Genomic DNA, 23,267 nt, shown 5'->3' with positions numbered 1-23,267 from the left:
TAACAGACAATGGATAAGATAGTTGAAGAACTGAGTAAGATAGGCATAATCCCTGTGGTGGTGATAGAGGATGCCGGCAAAGCCGTGACGCTGGCAAAGGCACTGTGCGAGGGCGGTCTTCCTGCGGCTGAGGTGACTTTCAGGACGGCGGCGGCAAAGGATGCTATTGCGGCGATGTGCAAAGCTTGTCCCGAAATGATAGTAGGTGCAGGCACTGTGCTGACGGTACAGCAGGCTGAGGATGCACTGGCGGCAGGTGCGAAGTTCATCGTTTCACCGAATTTTGATGAAGCTGTGGTAAAGTTCTGCCTTGAAAGAAAAGTACCTGTTCTTCCCGGGTGCGCTACACCCACCGAAGTTGGAAAGGCTGTGGCTATGGGGCTTACAGAGGTCAAGTTCTTCCCTGCTGAACAGGCGGGGGGGCTTGCCATGATAAAGGCTATGGCGGCACCTTTCCGCGGAGTAAAGTTCATGCCCACAGGTGGACTGAATACGAAGAATATCGGTGCATATCTGGATTCGCCTGAGATAATCGCCTGCGGCGGAAGCTTCATGGTGAACGGCGCAAAGATAGCGGCAGGTGACTTTGAATGGGTCAGGAAAGAGACCGAAGCGGCTGTTGAGAAAATGCTCTCACTCAGCTTTATAAAGGCAGATAACGGTGTGAACGTTCTTGCTTCAAAGCGCCCCGAAAGAGCGGTGTATCATATGTCACACCGCGGAGTTAGCTTTGATGAAAGCACAGCCGTTTATGATGAAAAGGGTCTTGTTAGCATCGAGGGCGCGGGTATGCGCATAGTGCGGGGGTGATGTCATGAAGTTTGTGACTTTCGGCGAGATACTGCTGAGACTTTCTCCCCCGGGACACGCAAGATTTTTGCAGGCAGACAGCTTTGATGCCGTATACGGCGGCGGTGAAGCAAACACTGCCATATCCCTTGCACAGTTCGGGTATGATGCCAAATTCGTGACTAAACTGCCCGACCACGAGATAGGTCAGGCGGCGATAAACACCCTGCGTCAGTACGGCGTGGATACCTCTGACGTGCTTAGGGGCGGTGACAGGATAGGTATGTACTATCTTGAAAAAGGCGCGGCACAGCGTCCCTCAAAGGTCATATACGACAGGGCAGGTTCATCGTTGGCGGCGGCATCGGCTTCGGAATACGACTGGGAAAGACTGCTTGCTGGTGCGGACTGGTTCCACATAACGGGAATAACTCCCGCCCTTTCACAAGAATGTGCAAAGGCATCACTTGAAGCTGTAAAGATTGCGAAAAAGCTGGGTATAACTGTCAGCTGTGATATAAACTTCCGCCGTAAGCTGTGGGATAAAGACACCGCTGGAAAGGTCATGGCGGAGATACTTGGATACACCGATATCTATATCGGCGGCAGAGATCAGGCTGAGGAACTTTTCGGCATACCCACCAACGCCCGCGATGACAGCGACTACGATGCCTACAAGGCGGTGGCTGAAAAGCTGAAAGAGCGCTTCGGCTTCAAGAAAGTAGCCATAACCCTGAGAACTACTCTTTCATCGGATGAAAACAAGTGGGCGGCACTGTTGTACGACGGCGAGAAGCACTGTTTCAGCCGTGAATACCGTTCGCTGATAGTTGACCGCGTTGGCGGCGGTGACAGCTTCTCTGCGGGGCTGATATACGCTCTGGGCAAGGGCATGGATACACAGTCCGCAGTTGACTTTGCGGCGGCTGCAAGCTGTCTTAAACTCTCGGTGGAGGGCGACTGCAATATCATGAGTGTGGAGGAAGTAAAGTCGCTGGCATTCGGCGGCGGTTCGGCACAGGTACAGAGATGAGGAGATAATCATGAAGCTATCAACGGAAAGCATAGTTAATAACAAACAGGCATGGGCTGAAAAAGGCTTTAAAATGCCCGCATACGATACTGAAGCTGTAAAGCGGAAGACCATGGATTCTCCGAGGTGGATACACTTCGGCGCAGGAAACATCTTCCGCGGATACATAGCCTGCTTGCAGGACGAACTTCTTGATTCGGGTGATGCTGACAGCGGTATCATCGCTGTGGACAGCTTTGATGCCGAGACTATCGAGAAGATATACGACCCCTTTGATGACCTTGTACTGCTGGTGGGTCTGAGGGCGCAGGGTGACAGATATCTGAGGGTGATTGGCAGTATAGGCGGTGCGCTGTGTGCTAAGGGCGATGGTTTTGCACAGCTGAAAAAGTACGCTGAGAACGACTCTTTGCAGATGATATCTTTCACCATAACCGAAAAGGGCTATGCCGTAAAGGATATGAAGGGCGAGGTATTCCCCTTTGTGAAAGATGATATCAAAGCGGGTCCCGAGGGTCAGCTGAATTCTGCCATGTCAATGATCGCGGCTATGCTGTATGCAAGGTTCAGGGCGGGTGCTAAGCCCATAGCACTGGTCAGCATGGATAATTGCAGCCGCAACGGTGACAAGCTTCGTGAGGGCGTTATGTTCACAGCAAAGGCATGGGCTGAGAATGGTCTGGCAGGTGAGGACTTCATCGCTTATCTCGAAAGCGGCAAGGTAAGCTTCCCATGGTCGATGATAGACAAGATAACTCCCCGTCCTGACAGCGGTGTATGTGATGAACTCACCGCTATGGGCATCGAAGATATGCAGCCTGTACAGACTGACCGAGGCACTTTCATAGCGCCTTTCGTGAACGCCGAGATGCCTCAGTATCTGGTGATAGAGGACGATTTTCCCAACGGCAGACCGCCCCTTGAAAAGGCTGGTGTATACCTCACCGACCGCGAGACCGTTGACCGTGCCGAGAAGATGAAGGTCATGACCTGCCTGAACCCTCTGCACACTGCGCTGGCAGTATTCGGCTGTCTGCTGGGACATAAGAAGATAGCCGAGGAGATGGAAGATGCTGACCTGAGAGAACTGGTGTACCGTCTGGGCTACGGCGAAGGCTTGCCTGTTGTGGTAGACCCGGGCATCATCCGCCCCGAGGATTTTCTCAAGGAAGTTCTTGAAGAGAGACTGCCCAACGGAAATCTGCCCGATACTCCCCAGAGGATAGCCACCGATACCAGCCAGAAGCTTGCCATACGCTTCGGCGAGACTATCAAAGCCTATGCCGAAAAGGGAACTTCGGGTGAACTGACGCTGATACCCCTTGTGATAGCCGCATGGCTGAGATACCTCACAGGCATTGACGACAAGGGCGAAGCTATGCCCCTCAGTGCCGACCCCATGCTTGAAGAGATGCAGAAGACCGTCCGCCCCGAATGGTACGGAAGCACCTGCGATGCGGATAAAGTCCGCAGTATCCTGACGAACAGCACTCTCTTCGGCACCGACCTTGTGAAAGCGGGTCTTGCTGACAAGATAACAGCCTATCTCGACAGTATGCTGGCAGGCAAGGGTGCAGTAAGGGCGACCCTGAAATCAGCGTTTTAGTGTGCTAAACATTTTACTGAATATCCTGCATTTTACTGACACAGTTTTTCAGTAAATTAAATGCCCGAAAAAGCTATGTTTCAGCCCTGTTTTTTATTATTCTGCATATAATGCACGGATAGAGAAGTAATCGTAAAAAACACAGTATATTTCCAATATATAGAAAAAATAATTTATTAAAGTGTTCGTACTACCTGTGCAGTAAATGCAGTAAAACGATTTTCAGCCAAAAAAGCCCGAAATTACGCGGTTTATTTTGCTGCAAATGGGTTGCAGTAAAATACAGTAAAATGCAGTAAAATACTTTCAGGCAGGAAGATCGGCTTTCAAGGGCGTTATGATAATAAAAATAAGGTGTGTCCGCGGGGGCACACCTTTTATTCTGTCATCATATAGTCGAAATGTCTGCGGTATCTCTTGGGGATATTGATACCCACCATGAAACCAAGCTGTGACAGGGCATCGGATATCACAGCGAAACCGTCCTTGTAAAATGCGGTGATGCGCCTTTGCTTGTCGGATATGCCTTTGTAATCAGGCGGGCATACAAAAGTCCAGTCTGCGCCCTCATCATCAAGCACTATGCGGAAATACTTGTCAATATCAGTGCTTTCATGACCTGCCTTGGCAAGAAGTATATGATGTTCCATCGCTTCATCTATATGACTTACTATAATAGTGCCACCGTCAAAAGAGATCAAAACGAGTAAGGGCTCTTTTTCGGCAATAGCTTCGTTTACATCGGCTTCGCTCGGATATTTAATTATGTTCATACGATCACTCCTTCAAAGATGAAATATAGCAAGAAAGCGCCTATCTGCGGCATACCGCATTTAAGCGCTTTTGATTTTTAGTGCGCCCGACAGGAGTCGAACCTGCGGCCTTCAGAGTCGGAGTCTGACGCTCTATCCAGCTGAGCTACGGACGCATATTCAGGGGCGTTATCGCCCCCGATATTATTTTAGTTTTGCAGTAACGAATATTATTATCCCAATTGCAAATATGGGTATCAGCAGAAAATAGCTGACTATCCTGAGTGCAGTGCCCAGTTTCCTGGTCTTTTCGGATCTCCCGATAAAATGACCGGCTGCAAATGTGCCAAGACCGAACAGTATGATACCAAACACAGCTGCGCCCAAAACAAAGAGCACCAATATCAGCGAAAATCCGCCCATTTATCTCAGCTTAGCACCGTTAGGCAGTGTCTGGTCGGGGAAAATAACCCTTGCAGAACCATCGGGAGCGTCTGCCGCGCAGATCATGCCGTTGGATTCAACACCGCAAAGTGTAACAGGCTTCAGGTTAGCCACGATGATGACTTTCTTGCCGATGAGGTCTTCGGGCTTATACCATGCAGCTATACCGCTGACTACCTGTCTGCCGCCGAAGCCGTCATCAAGCTGCAAGCAAAGAAGCTTCTTGGACTTCTTGACCTTTTCACATTCCTTGACCTCTGCAACTCTCAGCTCGACCTTTGCGAAATCCTCAATGGTTATCTGCTCGGAGAGAGGAACAGGCTCAAATGCATCAGCAGCTTCTTCAGCCGCAGCAGCTGCTGCCTGTGCAGCCATCTTAGCCTCAGCTTCTTCCATGAACTTTGCAGCATCTATTCTTGCGAACAGCGGAACAGGCTCGCCTACGTTTCCGCCAGCTTTCAGTCCGCCGAACTTTGTCAGGCTGTCAAGGCCCTTGACATCTGTGCCAACCTCAGCCAGTATCTTCTCGCTGGTCTCGGGCATGAATGCTTCAAGGATAACGCCTAGGAATCTGATAGTTTCAAGCAGGTTGTAGAGAACTGTGGAAAGTCTGCCGAACTTGGCTTCGTCCTTGCCCAGTACCCACGGCTCAGTCTCATCGATGTACTTGTTTGCACGTCTTGCCAGTGTCATGATAGCTTCCATAGCGTCAGCCATACGGTACTGGTCGATAAGTTCAGCCACCTTTTTGGGAGTTTCTTCTGCCAGTGCGATAAGCTCGTCATCAACAGGCTCTTTGACCTCTGGCTGACGTATCTCACCGCCGAAATACTTCTTGGTCATGGCAACAGTTCTGTTTACCAGGTTGCCCAGAGTATTAGCCAGGTCGGAATTGTATCTCTCTATCAGAGATTCGTAAGTTATGGAACCGTCACCGTTAAGACCCATCTCGCTCAGCAGATAGTATCTTGCGCCGTCAACACCGAAGGTATCAACAACTTCATCGGCATAGATAACATTGCCCTTGGATTTGCTCATCTTGTCCTCACCGAAGAGTATCCAGTTGTGACCGAAGAGCTTCTTGGGTATCTCAACACCCAGCGCATGGAGCATGATAGGCCAGTAGATAGAATGGAATCTCATTATATCCTTGCCGATAACGTGGCAGTCGCAGGGCCAGTACTTCTTGAACTGCTCGCTGCTTCCGTCAGGGTCATAGCCCAGTGCTGTGATGTAGTTTGAAAGCGCATCTATCCATACATAGATAACGTGCTTGGGGTCAAATGTAACAGGTATCGACCATGTAAAAGTAGTTCTCGAAACACAGAGATCCTGAAGACCGGGCTTGATAAAGTTGTTGAGCATCTCCTTCTTACGGCTCTCGGGAACGATGAAATCGGGGTGTGTCTCGATATAGTCTTCCAGCCACTGCTGATACTTGGAAAGCTTCAGGAAGTATGCTTCCTCATGTGCGGGCTTTACTTCACGTCCGCAGTCGGGACATTTGCCGTCAACCAGCTGTGACTGTGTCCAGAAGCTCTCGCAGGGAACGCAGTACATACCCTCGTAAGAACCCTTGTAGATATCGCCCTGCTCATAAAGCTTGTTGAATATCTTCTGAACTACCTTTTCGTGCTGTTCGTCGGTAGTCCTGATAAAGCCGTCATAAGAGATATTCATGCACTTGCAGATATCCTTTATCTCGCCTGCTACCTTGTCAACGTGCTCCTTGGGAGAGATACCCTCTTCCTTAGCAAGACCCTCTATCTTCATACCATGCTCATCCGTACCTGTAAGGAAGAACACATCATAGCCCTGCATCCTCTTGAAACGAGCGATAGCATCAGTGAAAACTACCTCGTAAGTGTTGCCGATATGCGGCTTCTTGGACGCATACGCAATAGCTGTTGTTATATAAAACTTCTCTTTCTCCATAAAAAAGACCTCCTGTCAAGAATGTCACTATACTATTATAGCACATTATAAAATCAATTGCAAGCCTTTTTTGCCGAATCCTCTGTTTGTTTTGCCCCACCGCGGACGATGTTTTGTCAAATGTACTGCGTGGTTCACTGAGGGAAACCTTTCTGAAGAAAGGTTGTCCCTCAGACTCCTTTCCAAAGACTTTTAGAAGTTTTAGGAAAGGGGGTTTTCCCCCAATAAGTCACACGGTACTTCTGACAGAATATCGTCCGCGGTGGGGCAAACAAAAAAGAGCGGTACGTGACCGCTCTTTTGATTAAGCTAAGTATATCAGCCCATTACTACTTCAACTTCGTGAGTAGTATCAGCCTCGAATACAGGCATTACGTTGCCGTTGATCTTAGTACCGTCAACAGTTACCGACTTGATACCCTTGCATACGTGATCGGGGTTCTTAACGGTGATGTTGTAGGTGTTGCCGCGGAACTTTCTGGTGATGTTGAAGCCGTCCCAAGCCGAAGGGATGGAAGGATCGATCTTCAGACCATCGAAGTCAGGCTGTACACCGAGGATGTACTGAGATATAGCTACCATATTCCAAGCAGCTGTACCTGTCAGCCAGGAGTTCTTGCCCTGACCGAAGTTCTTGCCGGGTCTGCCGATATCGGAACCTGCGTCCTTACCGCCGATCATCTGACCGTATACGTAAGGCTCGGTCTTGTGGATATCAGAAGTCTCCTCAGTGAAAGCAGGAGCGATCTCGGAATAGTACTTGAATGCCTGATCACCCTCACCTGCGTAAGCAGCAGCGCAGATTATCCATGCGTTGTTGTGGGTGAAGATACCTGCGTTCTCCTTGTATCCGCCGGGATATGTGGAGATCTCACCGTACTGGATATAGTACTTGGAGAATGCGGGGTTGTTGAGTACCAGACCGAACTTGGTGTTGAGTCTTTCATCGATAGCTGCAAGAGTCTTCTTGTCAGCGCCCTGCTCCTTACCGATCTCGGACATGATAGCGAAGCCCTGAGGCTCGATGAATATCTGACCCTCTTCGCACTCCTTGGAGCCCATCTTCTCGCCGTTAGCGTCATAAGCTCTGAGGAACCAGTTGCCGTCCCATGCAGATTCCATAATGCACTTCTTCATCTTGTCGATCTCAGCCTGAGCTGCGGCAGCTTCGTCGTCCTTGCCCAGATGCTTGAGGATAGATACGTAGTTAGGACCTGCGTATGTGAACAGAGTTGCAACCATTACAGACTCAGCTACCTTGGAGTAGCCGCCCTCAGCTGCGAACTTGGGATTGGTGTAAGTCTGGAAGCTCTCACCGGGAGTATCGGAGTAGCAGGACAGGTTGATGCAGTCGTTCCAGTCAGCACGCATTGCGAGAGGCAGACCGTGAGGACCAAGGTTGTTTACAATGTGATAGAAGGAAACCTTCAGGTGATCCAGCATAGGCTGTGCCTTGGATTCATCGTTATCGTAAGGAACCATCTCATCCAGGATGCCCCAGTCGCCTGTCTCCTTGATGTATGCGGAAACAGAGAGGATCATCCACAGCGGGTCATCGGAGAAGTCGCCGCCGATATCGGAGTTGCCCTTCTTGGTGAGGGGCTGATACTGGTGATAGCAGCCGCCGTCAGGAAGCTGAGTAGAAGCGATATCGATGATACGCTCTCTTGCTCTGTCGGGTATCTGGTGAACGAAGCCCAGAACGTCCTGGTTGGAATCACGGAAGCCCATGCCTCTGCCGATACCTGACTCAAAGTAGGAAGCAGAACGTGAAAGGTTGAATGTAACCATGCACTGATACTGGTTCCAGATATTTACCATACGGTCAACCTTGTCATCGGGAGTATTAACGTTGAGTATGCCGAGAAGAGCATCCCATGAAGCCTTCAGCTCTGCCAGACCAGCGTCAACCTTTTCAGGAGTGTTGAACTGCTCGATCATAGCCTTAGCCTTTACCTTGTTGATGGTCTTGCCGTCAGCCTCGAACTTCTGATCTGCGGGCATCTCAACATAACCCAGAACGAATATCAGGGTCTTGCTCTCGCCTGCTGCAAGGGTGATCTCCTTGTAGTGAGAAGCGATAGGCGACCAGCCGTCAGCGAAGGAATCTGTTGCCTTGCCAGCCATTACAGCCTGAGGATCATTGAAGCCGTTGTACAGACCGATGAAAGAATCACGGTCGGTATCATAGCCGTCGATGCTGTCGTTTACAGAGTAGAAAGCGTAGTGATCGCGTCTGTCTCTGTACTCGGTCTTATGATAGATAACAGAGCCGTCTACCTCTACACGGCCTGTTGAGAAGTTTCTCTGGAAGTTTGTGCAGTCATCCTGAGCGTCCCACAGACACCACTCTGCAAAAGAGAACAGCTTGAAAGACTTTTCAGCGCCGCTCTTGTTGGTCAGAACGACCTTCTGTACCTCACCGTTGTAGTTGTTAGGTACGAAGAATGTAACCTCAGCCTCCAGACCGTTCTTTTCACCCTTGATGATAGTGTAGCCCATACCGTGACGGCAGGTGTAAGCATCAAGTTCAGTCTTTACAGGTGACCAGCCGGGGTTCCATACAGTACCGTTATCGTTGATATAGAAATATCTGCCGCCCATATCGATCGGCACGTTGTTGTAACGGTAACGTGTGATCCTTCTCAGTCTTGCGTCCTTGTAGAAGCTGTATCCGCCTGCTGTGTTGGATATGAGGGAGAAGAACGCCTGAGAGCCCAGATAGTTTATCCAAGGGTAAGGAGTTCTTGGTTCGGTGATGACGTATTCCTTGTTCACGTCGTCGAATTTTCCGAATTTCATTGGTTTTTCCACCTTTCCATTATTTTTATACTAAGTCACCGCCCCATGGGGACAGATCCTATGATATCATTCCTGCTTCGGCTTCGGGTATCTCTGCGAATAAGCCCCGCAGCCCCAGCATACATACATTAATTTATTGTCCCGAACTGCTATGCTGAAACTTTCAGCACCCTCAGGACGCATTTCTTTCCAGACAGCTGCCGTCAGGTCAGAGCCTTCACCCATATGGTGCATACCTGCGGCGGTTACAGGGTCGATCTCATCAAAGACCTCTGCAGCCGCATTGTAAGCGATATAGGCATTGCGGTAAAGCGTTTTTTCGTCAGAGGCATCTGTGCCTATCTCACGAACTTCGTCTATCTTACCGCTGTCATCTGCCGTTATCAGTACCGATACCTCCGCACTTACCTTGCCGAATGGCAGGTCTTCGGGGTATACCGTTACCCTGAGTGTTACTGTTGTCACGCCGTCGTCCTCGGATACTCCCGCAGGCGCAAAGTATTCTGTACGCGCTTTGCCCGGAAAGTATTCATTGAACAGCCTTGACCTCGGAGCGACCCCTTTAAGGTCTTCGGTCATCATCTCATCGGCGGTATCGTTGTCACCCTCCGCAAGGACTTCCAGCCATTTTTCAAAAACAGCTTTCGCGATAGTTATTGCGCCGTCCTTTTCGGTGGTCTGCGATCCCACTTCCGTGAGACTTTCCTCCTCCGTGACTATCTCATCATCCGTGGTCAGTTTATCTGCCGCGGATCCCGTTTCGGGTATCTCCGCATCGTCCCACTCACATCCTGATGCCGACAGTGCAAAAACTGCCGCAGCTGCTGCCGTAAAAAGTTTTTTTACTCGGTATAGAACCTCTGCCAGCATTTAAAGGTCTCGCCCTTTTTCAGCTCACAGTAACCTGTGATGTCATCGCTGAGGGAAAGGTTAGCGGAGTTTATCATGGCAGTCATGGGCTCGGGGCAGAAATAACCCTTGTCGCCGTTGTCGTTCCACATATTCCAGAACCTGAATTCCTTGGATACTTCGTTTAGCAGAGTATGACCGCTCTTGGTATCCTTTACGATGACGCCGTTGAAAGGCTTGTTTTTGTAGCTGTTCATCACAGCTGTGTACATATCGTTGTCCAGGGGCTGACCTACGGGCACTTTCTCGCCGTTCTTGTACTCCTTGTCCCAGTCTGCCAGAGACAGCAGCTTCTCGGTAGGCAGACATCTCCTGTTCAGCTCGCATTTTTCGCCCACAGGAACACAGAGTCTCAGATCAGCCTCATCTCCGCCGTCTTTCAGCGGAGCATTTATACAGGTGTGAGTGCATATCGAAACAGGCAGAGCCTTATCAGCATTTGAAGTCAGATATATATCCTGTCTCAGCCCTTCGGGAGAGAGGGTGAATGTGTAGGATATCTTGAAATCCAGCGGGAAGTACTGATACATCTCGTCATTCTTATCGAAAACGTAGGAGGTTATCAGAACGCATTTGCCGTTTTCTTCGGTATAGCATTCTATCTCATGTTCGCGCTTATGTACCCAGCCGTGGATGAAATTATCAAACAGTGGTTCATTTATCGGCAGTTCGTAAACTGCATCGGAAGTCTTGAGAACGCCTTTATCGAAGCGGTTAGGCAGATAAAGCGTGGGCAGACCCCATATCTCGCGCTGTTCCTCAATCGTTTTCATTGGTATGAATTTACGGAATTTAAATATTTCCAAATCGTTTTCGTCATCTCTGAATCTCAACACCGAAGAACCCACTGAAGGGGCGATAACAGCGGTGTATTTCCCCGACTGCATCTTTACGCAGTCTTTGCCCTTGAACGTATAATTCAAGTCGATCTTATTCACTTCTTACTCTCCTCACTTTGCGTAAGAGGGCGCATTTACCCTCTTGTAACCTCATATAGCAATCATTATATCACACTTGGTATGATTATTCAAGTGCTTTTAATTATTTTTGCACATTTTAATAATTTCACCCCCCCTGTTTTGAACAACTTTACAACGAAACTTAAACGTTTACGAAAACATTAGTTCGTTAAGCAGAAATAATTTAATTTTATACCATATTCACTAATAATTTTGCCATATATTTCCAATTGAAATATTTTTGAAACCATTTTCTCTGCCAGCTTTTTGCAGACAAAAACAAAACGCACAAATATTATTGACATTTATTCAAAAATATGTTAAAATATTTGCAAACAAATTTTTTCGCAGAACAGACATTGAAAAAATCAAAGTAAACGATATAGTAAATTTTTGAACGATCCAGAAAGGAGTGTCTGATATGAGTATTTTAAAGAAGCGGATAGTATCTTTTTCAACAGCTGTAATGCTGTCATCCACCGCATTTTCGGGACTTCCCGCATGGGTACTGAAAGCTGGTGCCGTAGGATTCTATGATCTTAAAATAGATAATGTTCAGGTCAATTCGGCAAACTGTAAAGACATACTCGAAAACGGCGTATTCAGGTATGAACCAAGCACGCAAACACTGACCATAAATGGTGATTACGGCGAAAAGAACACACAGATAATAGAAAGCGAGATAGACGGACTTACCGTAAACGTTATCGGAGATTCAAATTTAAAAGGAACATTCAACTTTAATGCCGATACAACGATAACCGGAGCAGGCAAACTATCCCTTGAAAACTACGATTCGCCGTATACCATAGCTGTACATAACGAAACATCCCTGACCATCGAAAATGCCAATGTGGACGTCAGTGGCATTTACCCCATAATCGGCTATGGAACTGATACAAAAGATATTTACGTGAACAATTCTTTCCTCACTGTCCACGGCACAGAATCAGGAGTGCAGGGCTTCGATTTCGTATCACTATTCAAATGCGTCATAACAAAACCTGACGATGTAGTATACGGCGGAGGCGGAATATTCAACAAAGATATGTCCTACGCCAAGGACATCAGGATAATCCCCTCCTACGATCTGTGGATAGACAGCACACTGGTAACAGCCGATAACTGTGATGATATCCTGGGAAACGGAAAATTTTACTACGACCCGGATCACAGGGTTCTCGGCATATCAGGAAACATTGAACACGAACCCGACGAGGAACTGATATACAGTATGGTACCCGATCTCACCATAGATCTCGTCAACGATATCGAGTTACAGGGATACGTCGTCCTTTACGGTGACACCGTCATAACAGGTGATGGCTCACTGACCATAGGCTCAAACATTGAGATCTGCATATGCAACGAAAACTGCAAACTCACATTTGACAACGCTAAGGTCTCCGCTGCCGGCAATGTGGCGATAGGCTCACTCACAGGCACGATAGAATTTATCAACTCGGACATAACAGCGACAGGCAATAAAATTGCGCTCCTCTTCAGAGAAGGCGGATTCAACCTTACTGACAGCATGGTCACCGAGCCTACTCCTTCACTTTTGGGAACTTATACGATCTATGACAGCGCCTCTGAACCGGCAGCTTTCGTCAAGATAGGAAAGGCAAAAAAATCCGCTTACAAGCTAGGCGATGTCAACGGCGACGGCTTTATAAATATCACTGATATCACACTGACAGCCGCACACGTAAAGGGCAAAAAGTTGCTCACTTCCGAAAAGTTAGAAAGAGCGGATGTCAACAGGAGCGGTTCTGTAAATATTTCCGATATCACGCTGATAGCCGCACACGTAAAAGGGAAAAAGTTACTCGTATAATCATGTGAACAAAACCACAGGAACGGGGTGATGATAATGAGCAGCAGCGATAAGAATGACCTTATGAAACAGGCAGAAGAACACGCAGCAACTCAGCTTGAAAAGATAAAACAGGATAGGGCAGAACGCACAAAGCGTCTGCAAAGGACAGGCATCATACTCATTATCGCCGCAGTACTGCTGATATTCACAGCGGTCACGGTACTCCACCTGTGAACCGCAAAGGCAAAAGTTCAAAAAGCATAAACATCGGCACGCGGAGATACTCTCTGTGTGCCTTTTTTCTGCGGTACGTTGACACAGCCGCGCCGCTGTGATAAGATAATAGATATAAAGGAGGTCGGTACACATGAACAAGAAGCTCCGAAAACTGCTGATAATCATAGCCGCCACAGTACCTCTGCTGACATTCGCACTGATGCTCTGGCTGGCATCATTCGTTATGACAGGCAAAAGACAGACACTCGACGAGGCTATGCAGTGGCAGTCCGAACATTATGACACCTCATTCTACGAAAACCTTGAAAAAACGAATTATACCGTTGAAAGCTTTGACGGCTACGAACTTCACGTACAGTTCCTGAAAAATCCCACCCCGACGGACAAGTATATTCTGCTGTCCCACGGCTACACCGACAACCGCATGGGGTCGCTCAAATACGTACCCATGTACCTTGAGCTGGGATACAACTGCATCATCTACGACCTGCGAGGACACGGCGAGAACGAACCCACATTCACCACCTACGGCATACGCGAGGGCGAGGATATTTACGAACTTGTAAAGGATACCCGCTCGCGGTACAGCGATATATCTCAGCTGGGTCTCCACGGCGAATCTCTGGGCGCGGCTTCCACAGTCACTTCCATGAAATATCACCCCGAGGTTGATTTTGCCGTTGCCGACTGCGGTTTTTCAGATATCGACAACGTACTGCGCGGGGCGTATAAGAAATATCATGTGCCTGTTTTCCTCGTTGACCTTGCCGATATCGGAGCGCGTATAAGGTACGGCTATGCGCTGAAAAGTATGCGCCCCATAGACTCTCTCGATGATAATGAAGTTCCCATACTCTTTATTCACGGCGCTGAAGACAGCTTTATACTGCCGAAAAACTCCGAGGATATGGCGGCACGCACCAAGGGCAGAAGCGAGGTACACTTCATAACAGGGGCAGGACACGCGATATCTATTCTCACAGATGCCGAAAGCTACAAGACGTATGTTAAGGATTTCCTTGGCAGTTTGTAAGACGCCGTTTTTTTCAACAAATGATCCTGTCTTATGTTGAAAACTTCGGCGGAATCCGACACGACCTGAGTGTATAAAAATACCGACCCGCTTCATGCAGGTCGGTAAAATTTTTATTTATTGTTTATCGGGTCTGGTCTCTGTCACCCTGTCGATGACTATCGTCAGCACATTGCAGATAAGTATAGCTATCAGCATACCCTCCTGCGGCATATGAGCAAAGAACCTGAACACACAGGTCAGACCGCCCGCAAGTATACCGAATATTATCTTGCCAAGTGTAGTGGTCGGAGTAGTCACGCTGTCACTGCAAAGGAAGAACGCCGCAAGCACCGTTCCGCCCGCAAGTATCTGATATACACCGTCCTTGCCTGCAGCCGCCGAGAAACAGAATACTGTTCCCAGAAAAGCGATAGGTTCATAAAGAGATATTACTCTTGTTGAAAGCAGGTAGAAAGCGCCTGTCAGCAGTGCTATTACAGATACCTCACCAAGTCCTCCGCAAACTCTGCCGAGGAACATATCACCGTAAGCATCTACACCCGACAGCAGAGATACCTCGCCGAAAGTTTCGACATCTGCAGAAATTACATCTGGTTCAAGATATTTACTGAAGTCTGAACGGAACAGGAACCAGCATACAAGTCTCGACGCCACAGCCGGATTGAAAATATTCCTGCCTAGTCCGCCGAAAAGCTGTTTGAACACAACTATCGCCATAAGCGTACCGACAACTGCACACCAGAACGGGAAGTTCGACGGAAGCATGAAAGCGAATATCATGCCCGTCACCGCCGCAGAAAGATCGTCAGTAGAGCTCTTCTTTTTCGTCACAAAGCAGAACAGCCATTCCCACAGCAACGATGTAAGTATACAGAAACCCGTCAGCATCAGCGCCCTTCCGCCGAAGAGTATCCCAGAAAGCACCAGCGAAGGCATAAGCCCTACCAGCATATGTGTCATTATCTTAGATACCGAAGCATCATCTTTGATATAAGGCGCAGAAAAATGTTTGAACTCCGCCACCTCAGGTCTGAAATCCGTCATGACTGTTCACCTCCCTTGCTGCCGAATCCCTCCGCAGCCTGTCGCACAACTTCGCTCAGCTCGCGCTTTGCAGGACATACGTAGGTACACGAGCCGCAGCCAACGCACAGATCGGGGCGCAGTCTTTCAAGTGCCGCCTTGCTCTTCTTTTTAAGAGCTTTTTCTATTCTCATGGGCATCAGCTTAACAGGACAAGCCTGTGCACATCTGCCACATTTTATGCAGTTTGTGGCTTTATCGGAGACCTTCAGCGAACCCTTGCCCGCCTCGATGGGCTTCATGAATATCAGCACTGCGCTGTCTTCAGCACCAAGGGGCAGTTCAAGATCAGTCACCGATCTTCCTGTCATCATACCGCCGATTATCAGCTTTTCTGCAGGCTTGGTATTAGCGTCAGCATAAGCAAGCAGAGCCGAAAGCGGAGTGCCGATAGGTGCTTTCATTATGCAGGGAGTCTTTACCAGGTCACCGTCGACCGTCACCCTTCTCTCCACAAAGGGCATACCCGTTTCAAAGTACGAAGCTATGAATGCCACCTCAGACGGCAGCAGCACCAGAACATTTTTATCCGCCGCTGTTTCCGTTGGCTTGATAGTGCGTCCCGCAACATTGTTTACAAGCATCAGATCCGATCCGCCGGGATGATCGCCCCTGAGTTTGACTGTTGTGGTATTCGGCGCCTTTGCCGCCACCTTTTCCATTGCCGCGAAAGCTTCTGTGCAGTCTGAAGCAACTGCGATATATACTTTTTCGATGCCGTTAAGCTTTTCCGTGACAGCTACGCTCGTACTGATGCTCATAAACCTTTCGATAAGCGCTATGCCCGCAGTTATCAGTTCGCCGTCATCAAGCATACACCTGTTTTCAGCCGTAAGATACTGCTCGCTCTCGATGCCGTTGATTATCAGCACATCAGCGTCCTTTGCCTTTTCGAGCTTGTCGCCCGCAGGGCTGCCCGAAGCCTTTACAGCCGCTATGAAGCTCTCTCTGTCCTCTGCACGCGGCATCCTTATCGCCGCGTCTTTCTGTGTTTCGTCCGCCTTGATGACCACAGCCTCATAGCTGCCGTCAGGGCTTCCGATCGTTCTGATCTCCTCGACTTTACCCGAAACAGACGCATGAACAGGCGTTTCGCCGTCACATATGCTGTTTCCGCGGAGCACCCACTGCCCCGCCTTTACCGATGCCTTACAGCCAATCGGAAGCGGCACCATTACCCTTTCGGGAGTCGGCAGCGCTATCGTAAGGCTTCTGTCGGTGTTCTTTTCCCTGTCGAGAAAAATACCTCTGATTTTCAAATTATCACTCCTTAACCCGTGGAAGAAATTTGTCCGAACTGTCTCACTTTGTCTTTACTTTTGCCAAATAATATGATATAATGTCTGTGTATCTAGTCCGGTGCTTTTATCGGACTTGAATCCTTTGCATTCCTGAGCATGAATTCGCATTCTGCGATGAATGCCCTTAGCTCTGGATTCTTTTCGGTCGGTATCTCGAAACCGTTGACCTTGACATCGCGGCTCTTCTGTATAAAGGACGAGATGTTGTCGGGCGCGGCTGAAAGCACGCGATTAGCCCGCTGAAGTGCATCATCAAAGTCCATAGAGAACAGCTTGTCACTGTTTTTAGGGTTTTCGCGGTATATCGTCCTGAAGATCATATATATCACAAGTTTCAGACAATTGTTGGTCCCCGTCAGCAGCCTGTCGCTGTTTCCGTTTCCGACCAGCATACTCAGCAGCTCAAATGAGATATCAGCGCTGCAGCCCTTTGGAAAATCACTTAGATTATAGTCATTCTCCTCGCTGCCGAATATCATCTCGTATGGCACCTTGTAGTACCTTATAAGTGATATTATCTGCGCCGTGCAGACGCTTTTCCGTCCGCGTTCGACCAAGGACAAAAACGACTGCGACATACCCGTTGCTTCCGCAGCCTGCTTTTGCGTTATACCCATCAGCAGACGTGCTCCTCTGAGCCTTTCACCGACCTGCTGAAGATACTGCTGAGTTTTGTCTGCTTTCATACCAAAACCTACTCCCGAGAATTTAATACCCAGCGCTATCGGGAAAACAGACAGTATCTGTCTGCCGCAGCGTTTGGTATATCAAGACAAATAGTGTGACAACGGTCAGTATAGTAAAATACACGAACCGACCGCAATTCCATTATACAACAATTTTCACTATTTGTAAAGTGAAATTAAAGATTTATTTAAGGAGAATTTCCATGAAGGGTTACAGGATAGCATTTATACGTCATGGCATCACCGAAGCCAACGAGGACGGCAGATATATCGGCACCACCGACCTGCCGCTGAGCAGTGCGGGTGCGCAGGAACTTTTTGACAAGCTTGAAAAGCTGGATTATCCCAATCCGCAGAAAGTATATATATCACCCTTAAAGCGCTGCAAGCAGACCGCGGGTATAATTTATCCCAACTGCTATACCGTTGAACTTCCCGAACTTCGCGAGATGGATTTCGGCAAGTTTGAAAACAAAAAAGCCGAGGAGCTTATGGATACTCCAGAATATAAACAGTATATCAAGGGCGGACTTGACAATCCTCCTCCGGGTGGAGAATCCGCAAGAGAGATGGTGAACCGCTGCTATGAAGCTATAAAGATCATCATTTCCGATATGATGTACGAGGGTCTGACCTCCGCGGCAGTAGTCACCCACGGCGGCATAATAATGAATATGCTCAGCTGTTTCGGAGTGCCCAAGCGTCGTCCCATGGATTATGCCTGTGATTTCGGCGAGGGCTTTGAAGTGCTTGTTACCGCTTCCATGTGGCAGAGGTCGGAGGCATTTGAGGTACTGGGAAGATATCCCGACCGCGACCCCGACGAAAACTACGGAAGTTTCTACGATGAAGAGGAAGGCGAATAATTTGGATACTGCAAATGTAATGGATATCGAAAACGATATCGCAGATGTTCCCGTTTTACCCGCCGATGAGGGCGCTCCCCTGTCGAACGCCGAGATAAGGCACTGTGCCGCCCGCAGGATAGCAAAGCGCAGCGGCGACAGCATATCGCTGATGATATACCAGTTCTCCATAGTCGCACTGGTGGTCCTCTGCGAAGCTACGCTTTATCTTCTGCTGCGCAGCGTGGGATATACCTGGCTTTACAGCATCAGAGAGCTTCTTGAATTCAGAGGTACCACCTGGCTGTTCTGGATAAGCAAGACCATGTTTGAATTCACGCTGGTATCGCCATTTTTCTGCCTGGTAAGAAGGCTGTACCTTGATATAGCCATGGACAGCGATATCACCGAAACAAGGAAATATGTCGCGGCACATTCCGTTAAGTATTACAGCAACTCTTTCTATGCATCTTTCATACAGCTGATGTTAAAGATCATCGCCATAACACCCGCGTTCATCACGGCATACAGCGCCCACTACTGGGTGCAGGTCATAAGGCTCAGCGAACTGACCTCAGGTGCACTGCTTTCGCTGATGGCATCCCTAAGCATGACGGCGGTGTGGCTGTTCCTGGCGGTACGTTATTATATATCCCTGGCGCTTACGCCATTTATCATGGCACTGAACCCCCGTTCAAACGTCTACGATGCCTGTGACCTTTCTGTAAGACTGATGGACGGCAAACACGGACGTTATATTTCCTTCATAGCGCATTTCGTAAAGTTCGTGCCCGCCATGCTGCTGGTGTATCCGTATCTTGCGATATATCCCTATTTTAAAGTCAGCTATTCCATGTTCATCCGTGAGCTTCTCGGGGAAAGGAATCAGGATAAGCTGCCGGGTATGATAAAAAGATGGAAGAAATATATGTAAGAACACTTACCGTCACGCAGGAGGAAAACGGCGCGACGGTAAAGGATATCCTGCGTGGCAGGGGTTTTTCCCGCCGACTGCTTACAAGGCTGAAAAACTCACAGGGCATATGTCTTGACGGCGAAAAGGTGAGAGTGACAGTCAGCGCAGCCGCAGGGCAGAAGATAACAGTCACCGAACCTGCCCAGACTGTCCCCGACCCTAATCCCCAGCTTGAAGTCCCCGTGCTTTATGAAGACGGGGACGTTATAGTTTTTGACAAACCTGCGAATATGCCCGTACACGAATCCATAAATCACCGCGGCGATACACTGGCAAATTTTTTCGCCCACCGCTGCAAAGGGCTGACATTCCGCACCGTTAACCGTCTTGATCGCGATACTGCAGGCTGTGTCTGCGTGGCTAAGACACGCTATGCCGCCAATGCACTGGCAGGAAGTATAAGCAAGGTCTACTGCGGGTTGATACCGCCTACGAAACTCAGCGGCGGAAGGGTATGCGCACCTATCGCAAGAGAGCGCGAATCCGTGATACTGCGCTGCGTCAGGGAGGACGGCAAATATTCCGCCACCTGCTGGCAGGTCATCGAAAGGCGTGAAAACTCCATGCTGTGCAAATTCCTGCTTGAAACAGGACGCACCCACCAGATACGGGTGCATATGGCGCATATAGGTCTGCCGCTGATAGGCGATGAGATGTACGGCGGCGATTGTTCGGAAAGAAAAGGACAGGCACTTATGTGCAGTGAGATAAGCTTCGTTTCGCCCGAAAGCGGCGAAAAAGTCACCGTAAGATCAGGCAGAAGGCTCTGATATCGGCGGCACCCATTGATCAAATATATTCCTCGGGAGGTCATATAATGAAACCTATATTTTTGTGCGGCTTTATGGGCTGCGGTAAAAGCACTGTCGGAAAGATACTTGCAAAACGGCTGAAATGCCAGTGTATCGATCTTGACGACTATATCGAAGAGCAGGAGGGCATGACTATCCCAGAGATATTCGAGCAGAAAGGCGAACCATATTTCAGAGAAAAAGAAACTGAAGCATTGGCGGCTTTCGGCGATATCGGCGGAGTTGTGGCAACAGGCGGCGGCGCGCTTTTGTCTGAAAAAAACGGCGAGACTGCTAAAAACTCGGGAATGGCTGTATTTATCGACACAGATTTTGATGTCTGCTACGACCGCATCAAGGACGACCCTCACCGCCCCATTGCCGCAAGTTCCACCCGCGAACAGCTGAAAGCGCGTTTCGACGACAGAAAGCCGAAATATCAGGCTCATTCCCACTTCACCGTATCAGGCGGATATCCCCCGCTCGTCATCGCAGTGAAGATAGAGCGTATGTACAATAAATTCATAAACGGCAAAGCGCTGACTCAGGAGGAAGATGATGGATAAACGTCTGCTGACCTGTGTTTCGCTGTGCAAAGGGCGTGTTATCGCCGATATCGGCACCGACCACGGATATCTCCCCTGCTATATGGCGGCTGAGGGTCTCTGCGATAAAGCCTATGCCTGTGACGTGGCTGAGAAGCCCCTTGAAAGCGCCGCGGCACATATCGCCGAAAACGGTCTTGAAAGCAAAGTCACACCCATACTTTCCTGCGGGCTTGAAAAAGTCCCGAATGATGGGCTTACAGATATAGTCATCGCGGGCATGGGGGGCGAGCTTATCGTCCGCATACTGGAAGACTGCCGGTGGCTGACATCTGCCGAACCCGCCATAAATTTAGTTCTCCAGCCCATGACAAAGTGGGATACTCTCCGCCAATGGCTTTATTCAAACGGATTTGAGGTAACAGCCGAAAACCCCTGTATAAGCGGACGTTTCGTATACTCCGTCATGCAGGCGGTGTACACAGGCAAAACGCCCGACTATCCCTGCGACCTGAGATATCTTTTCTGTGGAAGAGTAAAAGCTGACGATGATGACGGCAGAGAATATCTTCAAAGACAGGCCGTGCGCCTTGAAGCCTGCGCCAAAGGCAAACAGGCTTCGGGAGACGACGATACTGCCGGCGAGATGCAAGCGCTTTCCAAAACAATACGAGAGGAATGCGAATAAATACCAAAAGGAGCGGTCGCATGAAAAACGGAATTATCCCCGACCCCAACGTACTGCACCCGATAAAAGGGTATGATAAAGAGATCTACATAAAGCCCGCGGTCACTTCAAAAAATATCATCGTCGGAGATTTTTCCTACATCGCCGACAGCGATTTTGAAAGCCATGTCACCCACCATTACGAATGGCTTGGAGACAAACTTATCATAGGTAAATTCTGCCAGATAGCCTCAGGTGTGGAATTCGTCATGAACGGTGCGAATCATCAGATGAATTCGGTATCCACGTTTCCCTTCTATACCCTCGCAGGCTGGGATATGGCACCTCCCGCCACCGAAGACCTGCCCCTGAAAGGCGATACCGTCATAGGCAACGATGTATGGATAGGTCAGAACGCTGTGATTCTCCCCGGGGTACACATAGGCGACGGAGCTATCATCGGCGCCAACAGTGTCGTAGGCAGTGATGTTGACCCCTATACCATCGTAGCAGGCGACCCCGCAAAGGTTCTCCGCAAGCGTTTCGATGATGAGCTTATCAGCTTGCTGCTGGCTTTCAGGTGGTGGGATAAAAGCATCGAGGAGATCAACAGTCTTATCCCCCTGCTGACCTCAGGCGATATTGAAAAAGTCAGGAAAACACTCAAAGAAATACTATAATCATTACCGAATTTTAAAAAGGCTGAAAATTTTCGATTTCCCTCTTGACAATCGCACCACAGAGTGATATAATATTAAAGCTGCACGAAATACAGCGCAGGACGAGACGTAACTCAGTTTGGTAGAGTGCTTGCTTTGGGAGCAAGATGCCGCAGGTTCGAATCCTGTCGTCTCGATTTTCACAACTTAAAGTCAATTGTGAATAATTTGAAAACATTAAAAAACCCTATTGACATCGAGCGGAAGTTGTGATATAATAATTAAGTCGTCAGGAGAGAGACGACGCCACGGAATACCGCTAATGATGATTAGCTGGTGTAGCTCAGTTGGTAGAGCAGCTGATTTGTAATCAGCAGGTCGGGGGTTCAAGTCCGTCCACCAGCTCCAGTTATATTCATTCGGGAAATATTCCGGGTGAATAAATGGGAGAATTCCCGAGCGGCCAAAGGGGGCAGACTGTAAATCTGTTGCTTCTAGCTTCGATGGTTCGAATCCATCTTCTCCCACCAGAAACGTCTTACAGGAAACTGTAAGACGTTTTTCTTTTGCATTCAAAGACCTGTCAGTTTTCTGACAGGTCTTTATTTTTTTCGGACGAAAAATATAAAATTTATCACGCCAAAAATTCCCTGTAATATCACGGCTGTATCGGTGTACAATATTATCGCAAGCCCGAATAAAACAAAAGGAGAAACAAAATGAAAGGTGTAACAACTCAGCAGGGTAGAGAAACTCTCAACAAGTTCAAGATGGAGGCAGCTAACGAGGTAGGTGTAAACCTCAAGCAGGGCTACAACGGCGATCTGACTTCCAGAGAAGCAGGTTCCGTTGGTGGTCAGATGGTCAAGAAGATGATCGATGCCTACAAGACAGGCAGCAGGAACTGATCTACCCCGCCCCAAGCGGGCGGATACATAAAGCCGCGCAAGTCATCACGACCTGCACGGCTGATTTTTTTATCTTTCTTCAGAAACGCCAGCAAAAAAAATCGGGCAGACAGTAGCTTGATCTGAAGCAGAATCCGGCTAAATTTGATCGCCTTATTGAAAATGCGTAACCGTCAAATATCCCGCACCCAATAAAATATCCGACCCTGCAAGGAATCAACATCCCTGCAGGGTCAAATTTAATCATCACCATTGAATTTGAGATTTTTATCTACATACCTGATCATGTCTTTGTACTCGATCTCAGCTTTCTTCAGCTTGATCGACATCAGAAAATGCAGGAATGCATTAGTCTTTTCAGACTGATACGGCTCAGCCTGAAACATGTTATTGCATTTTGTGCAGGCAAGACTGGGTTCATGCTTTATCGTGAATTCATTCCTGTGACCTTGAAATGTATGAATCGAGGTCTCACTTATCTCGAG

At 48.6% G+C, this 23,267-nt stretch carries 23 protein-coding genes and 4 tRNA genes; 16 read left to right on the top strand and 11 right to left on the bottom strand.

The genetic code is table 11. The features are described from left to right. Window positions 1-9: 9 nt before the first annotated feature. Genes BM265_RS01305 through BM265_RS01295 form a run of 3 tightly spaced genes read left to right on the top strand, consistent with a single transcriptional unit; the run spans window position 10 to window position 3,428 of the window. Complete coding sequence (locus BM265_RS01305) at window positions 10-810, top strand: bifunctional 4-hydroxy-2-oxoglutarate aldolase/2-dehydro-3-deoxy-phosphogluconate aldolase (RefSeq protein ID WP_081358331.1); 801 nt, start codon at window positions 10-12, stop codon at window positions 808-810. 4 nt (window positions 811-814) lie between these two features. Continuing rightward, the gene (locus tag BM265_RS01300) at window positions 815-1,822 is read left to right on the top strand and encodes a sugar kinase (protein ID WP_074959683.1); all 1,008 of its coding nucleotides are present in this window, start codon (window positions 815-817) and stop codon (window positions 1,820-1,822) included. A 10-nt stretch (window positions 1,823-1,832) separates the two neighbouring features. Beyond that, the gene (locus BM265_RS01295; protein ID WP_074959682.1) at window positions 1,833-3,428 is read left to right on the top strand and encodes a mannitol dehydrogenase family protein; all 1,596 of its coding nucleotides are present in this window, start codon (window positions 1,833-1,835) and stop codon (window positions 3,426-3,428) included. A 377-nt stretch (window positions 3,429-3,805) separates the two neighbouring features. Here the strand turns inward: BM265_RS01295 and BM265_RS01290 are convergent, their stop codons facing one another. From BM265_RS01290 to BM265_RS01260, 7 genes are all read right to left on the bottom strand, one after another. Next, the gene (locus BM265_RS01290; protein WP_074959681.1) at window positions 3,806-4,201 is read right to left on the bottom strand and encodes a hypothetical protein; all 396 of its coding nucleotides are present in this window, start codon (window positions 4,199-4,201) and stop codon (window positions 3,806-3,808) included. Window positions 4,202-4,282: 81 nt separating this feature from the next. Continuing rightward, window positions 4,283-4,356, bottom strand: a tRNA-Arg gene (locus BM265_RS01285). Between the two features lie 28 nt (window positions 4,357-4,384). Further along, entirely contained in the window at window positions 4,385-4,603 is a 219-nt protein-coding gene (locus BM265_RS01280) for a hypothetical protein (protein WP_074959680.1), read from the bottom strand. Beyond that, window positions 4,604-6,559 (bottom strand): methionine--tRNA ligase, encoded by a 1,956-nt coding sequence (metG, locus tag BM265_RS01275; protein WP_074959679.1) that lies wholly within the window; start codon window positions 6,557-6,559, stop codon window positions 4,604-4,606. It abuts the gene before it with no gap. 318 nt (window positions 6,560-6,877) lie between these two features. Further along, on the bottom strand, window positions 6,878-9,361 hold the full coding sequence (locus tag BM265_RS01270) for a glycoside hydrolase family 94 protein (RefSeq protein ID WP_074959678.1): 2,484 nt from the start codon (window positions 9,359-9,361) through the stop codon (window positions 6,878-6,880). Between the two features lie 66 nt (window positions 9,362-9,427). Beyond that, window positions 9,428-10,231 (bottom strand): hypothetical protein, encoded by an 804-nt coding sequence (locus BM265_RS01265; protein ID WP_074959677.1) that lies wholly within the window; start codon window positions 10,229-10,231, stop codon window positions 9,428-9,430. After that, window positions 10,204-11,208 (bottom strand): aldose 1-epimerase, encoded by a 1,005-nt coding sequence (locus BM265_RS01260; protein WP_074959676.1) that lies wholly within the window; start codon window positions 11,206-11,208, stop codon window positions 10,204-10,206. Before BM265_RS01260 ends, BM265_RS01265 begins: the two co-directional genes overlap by 28 nt. A 442-nt stretch (window positions 11,209-11,650) precedes the next feature. Between BM265_RS01260 and BM265_RS01255 the strand changes: the two genes are divergently transcribed. From BM265_RS01255 to BM265_RS01245, 3 genes are all read left to right on the top strand, one after another. Then, window positions 11,651-13,066: a dockerin type I repeat-containing protein gene (locus BM265_RS01255; RefSeq protein WP_074959675.1), complete on the top strand. Its 1,416-nt coding sequence runs from the start codon at window positions 11,651-11,653 to the stop codon at window positions 13,064-13,066. Window positions 13,067-13,102: 36 nt separating this feature from the next. Next, complete coding sequence (locus BM265_RS01250; RefSeq protein ID WP_143098646.1) at window positions 13,103-13,282, top strand: hypothetical protein; 180 nt, start codon at window positions 13,103-13,105, stop codon at window positions 13,280-13,282. Window positions 13,283-13,415: 133 nt separating this feature from the next. Continuing rightward, complete coding sequence (locus BM265_RS01245; RefSeq protein ID WP_074959673.1) at window positions 13,416-14,318, top strand: alpha/beta hydrolase; 903 nt, start codon at window positions 13,416-13,418, stop codon at window positions 14,316-14,318. A 117-nt stretch (window positions 14,319-14,435) separates the two neighbouring features. On the opposite strand, the gene BM265_RS01240 is transcribed toward BM265_RS01245, so the two are convergent. The 3 genes from BM265_RS01240 to BM265_RS01230 form a co-directional block, all read right to left on the bottom strand. Beyond that, window positions 14,436-15,365 carry an RnfABCDGE type electron transport complex subunit D gene (locus tag BM265_RS01240; protein WP_074959672.1) on the bottom strand — a complete coding sequence of 310 codons (930 nt, stop codon included), beginning with the start codon at window positions 15,363-15,365 and terminating at the stop codon, window positions 14,436-14,438. After that, a complete protein-coding gene (locus BM265_RS01235; protein ID WP_074959671.1) occupies window positions 15,362-16,663 on the bottom strand; it encodes a 4Fe-4S dicluster domain-containing protein in 1,302 nt (433 codons plus the stop codon). Before BM265_RS01235 ends, BM265_RS01240 begins: the two co-directional genes overlap by 4 nt. Before the next feature lie 92 nt (window positions 16,664-16,755). Next, a complete protein-coding gene (locus BM265_RS01230) occupies window positions 16,756-17,391 on the bottom strand; it encodes a helix-turn-helix domain-containing protein (protein ID WP_074959670.1) in 636 nt (211 codons plus the stop codon). Between the two features lie 203 nt (window positions 17,392-17,594). Here BM265_RS01230 and BM265_RS01225 point away from each other — a divergent pair, with 203 nt between their 5' ends. The 10 genes from BM265_RS01225 (at window position 17,595) to BM265_RS01180 (ending at window position 22,782) form a co-directional block, all read left to right on the top strand. After that, a complete protein-coding gene (locus BM265_RS01225) occupies window positions 17,595-18,257 on the top strand; it encodes a histidine phosphatase family protein (protein ID WP_074959669.1) in 663 nt (220 codons plus the stop codon). Next, window positions 18,238-19,170, top strand: a complete 933-nt coding sequence (locus BM265_RS01220; RefSeq protein WP_074959668.1) for a hypothetical protein — start codon at window positions 18,238-18,240, stop codon at window positions 19,168-19,170. Before BM265_RS01225 ends, BM265_RS01220 begins: the two co-directional genes overlap by 20 nt. Next, complete coding sequence (locus tag BM265_RS01215) at window positions 19,152-19,982, top strand: RluA family pseudouridine synthase (RefSeq protein ID WP_074959667.1); 831 nt, start codon at window positions 19,152-19,154, stop codon at window positions 19,980-19,982. The genes BM265_RS01220 and BM265_RS01215 overlap by 19 nt, the downstream gene beginning before the upstream one ends. 47 nt (window positions 19,983-20,029) lie before the next feature. Next, window positions 20,030-20,569 (top strand): shikimate kinase, encoded by a 540-nt coding sequence (locus BM265_RS01210; RefSeq protein WP_074959666.1) that lies wholly within the window; start codon window positions 20,030-20,032, stop codon window positions 20,567-20,569. Then, the gene (locus BM265_RS01205) at window positions 20,562-21,236 is read left to right on the top strand and encodes a tRNA (adenine(22)-N(1))-methyltransferase (RefSeq protein WP_074959665.1); all 675 of its coding nucleotides are present in this window, start codon (window positions 20,562-20,564) and stop codon (window positions 21,234-21,236) included. The genes BM265_RS01210 and BM265_RS01205 overlap by 8 nt, the downstream gene beginning before the upstream one ends. Window positions 21,237-21,256: 20 nt before the next feature. Further along, on the top strand, window positions 21,257-21,895 hold the full coding sequence (locus BM265_RS01200; RefSeq protein ID WP_074959664.1) for a CatB-related O-acetyltransferase: 639 nt from the start codon (window positions 21,257-21,259) through the stop codon (window positions 21,893-21,895). 102 nt (window positions 21,896-21,997) lie between these two features. Beyond that, window positions 21,998-22,071 (top strand) — tRNA-Pro (locus BM265_RS01195). Window positions 22,072-22,206: 135 nt separating this feature from the next. After that, window positions 22,207-22,282, top strand: a tRNA-Thr gene (locus tag BM265_RS01190). Window positions 22,283-22,319: 37 nt separating this feature from the next. Then, a tRNA-Tyr gene (locus BM265_RS01185) sits at window positions 22,320-22,404 on the top strand. A gap of 189 nt (window positions 22,405-22,593) precedes the next feature. Beyond that, entirely contained in the window at window positions 22,594-22,782 is a 189-nt protein-coding gene (locus BM265_RS01180; protein ID WP_074959663.1) for an alpha/beta-type small acid-soluble spore protein, read from the top strand. Between the two features lie 239 nt (window positions 22,783-23,021). On the opposite strand, the gene BM265_RS01175 is transcribed toward BM265_RS01180, so the two are convergent. Beyond that, a partial coding sequence (locus tag BM265_RS01175) for a hypothetical protein (protein ID WP_074959662.1) occupies window positions 23,022-23,267 on the bottom strand: 246 nt, incomplete at its 5' end.

The organism is Hominimerdicola alba, from assembly GCF_900112155.1.
GTDB lineage: Bacteria > Bacillota > Clostridia > Oscillospirales > Ruminococcaceae > Hominimerdicola > Hominimerdicola alba_D.
The sequence above is the reverse complement of the archived record's forward strand: the minus strand, read 5'-3'. Positions and strand labels throughout refer to the sequence as shown.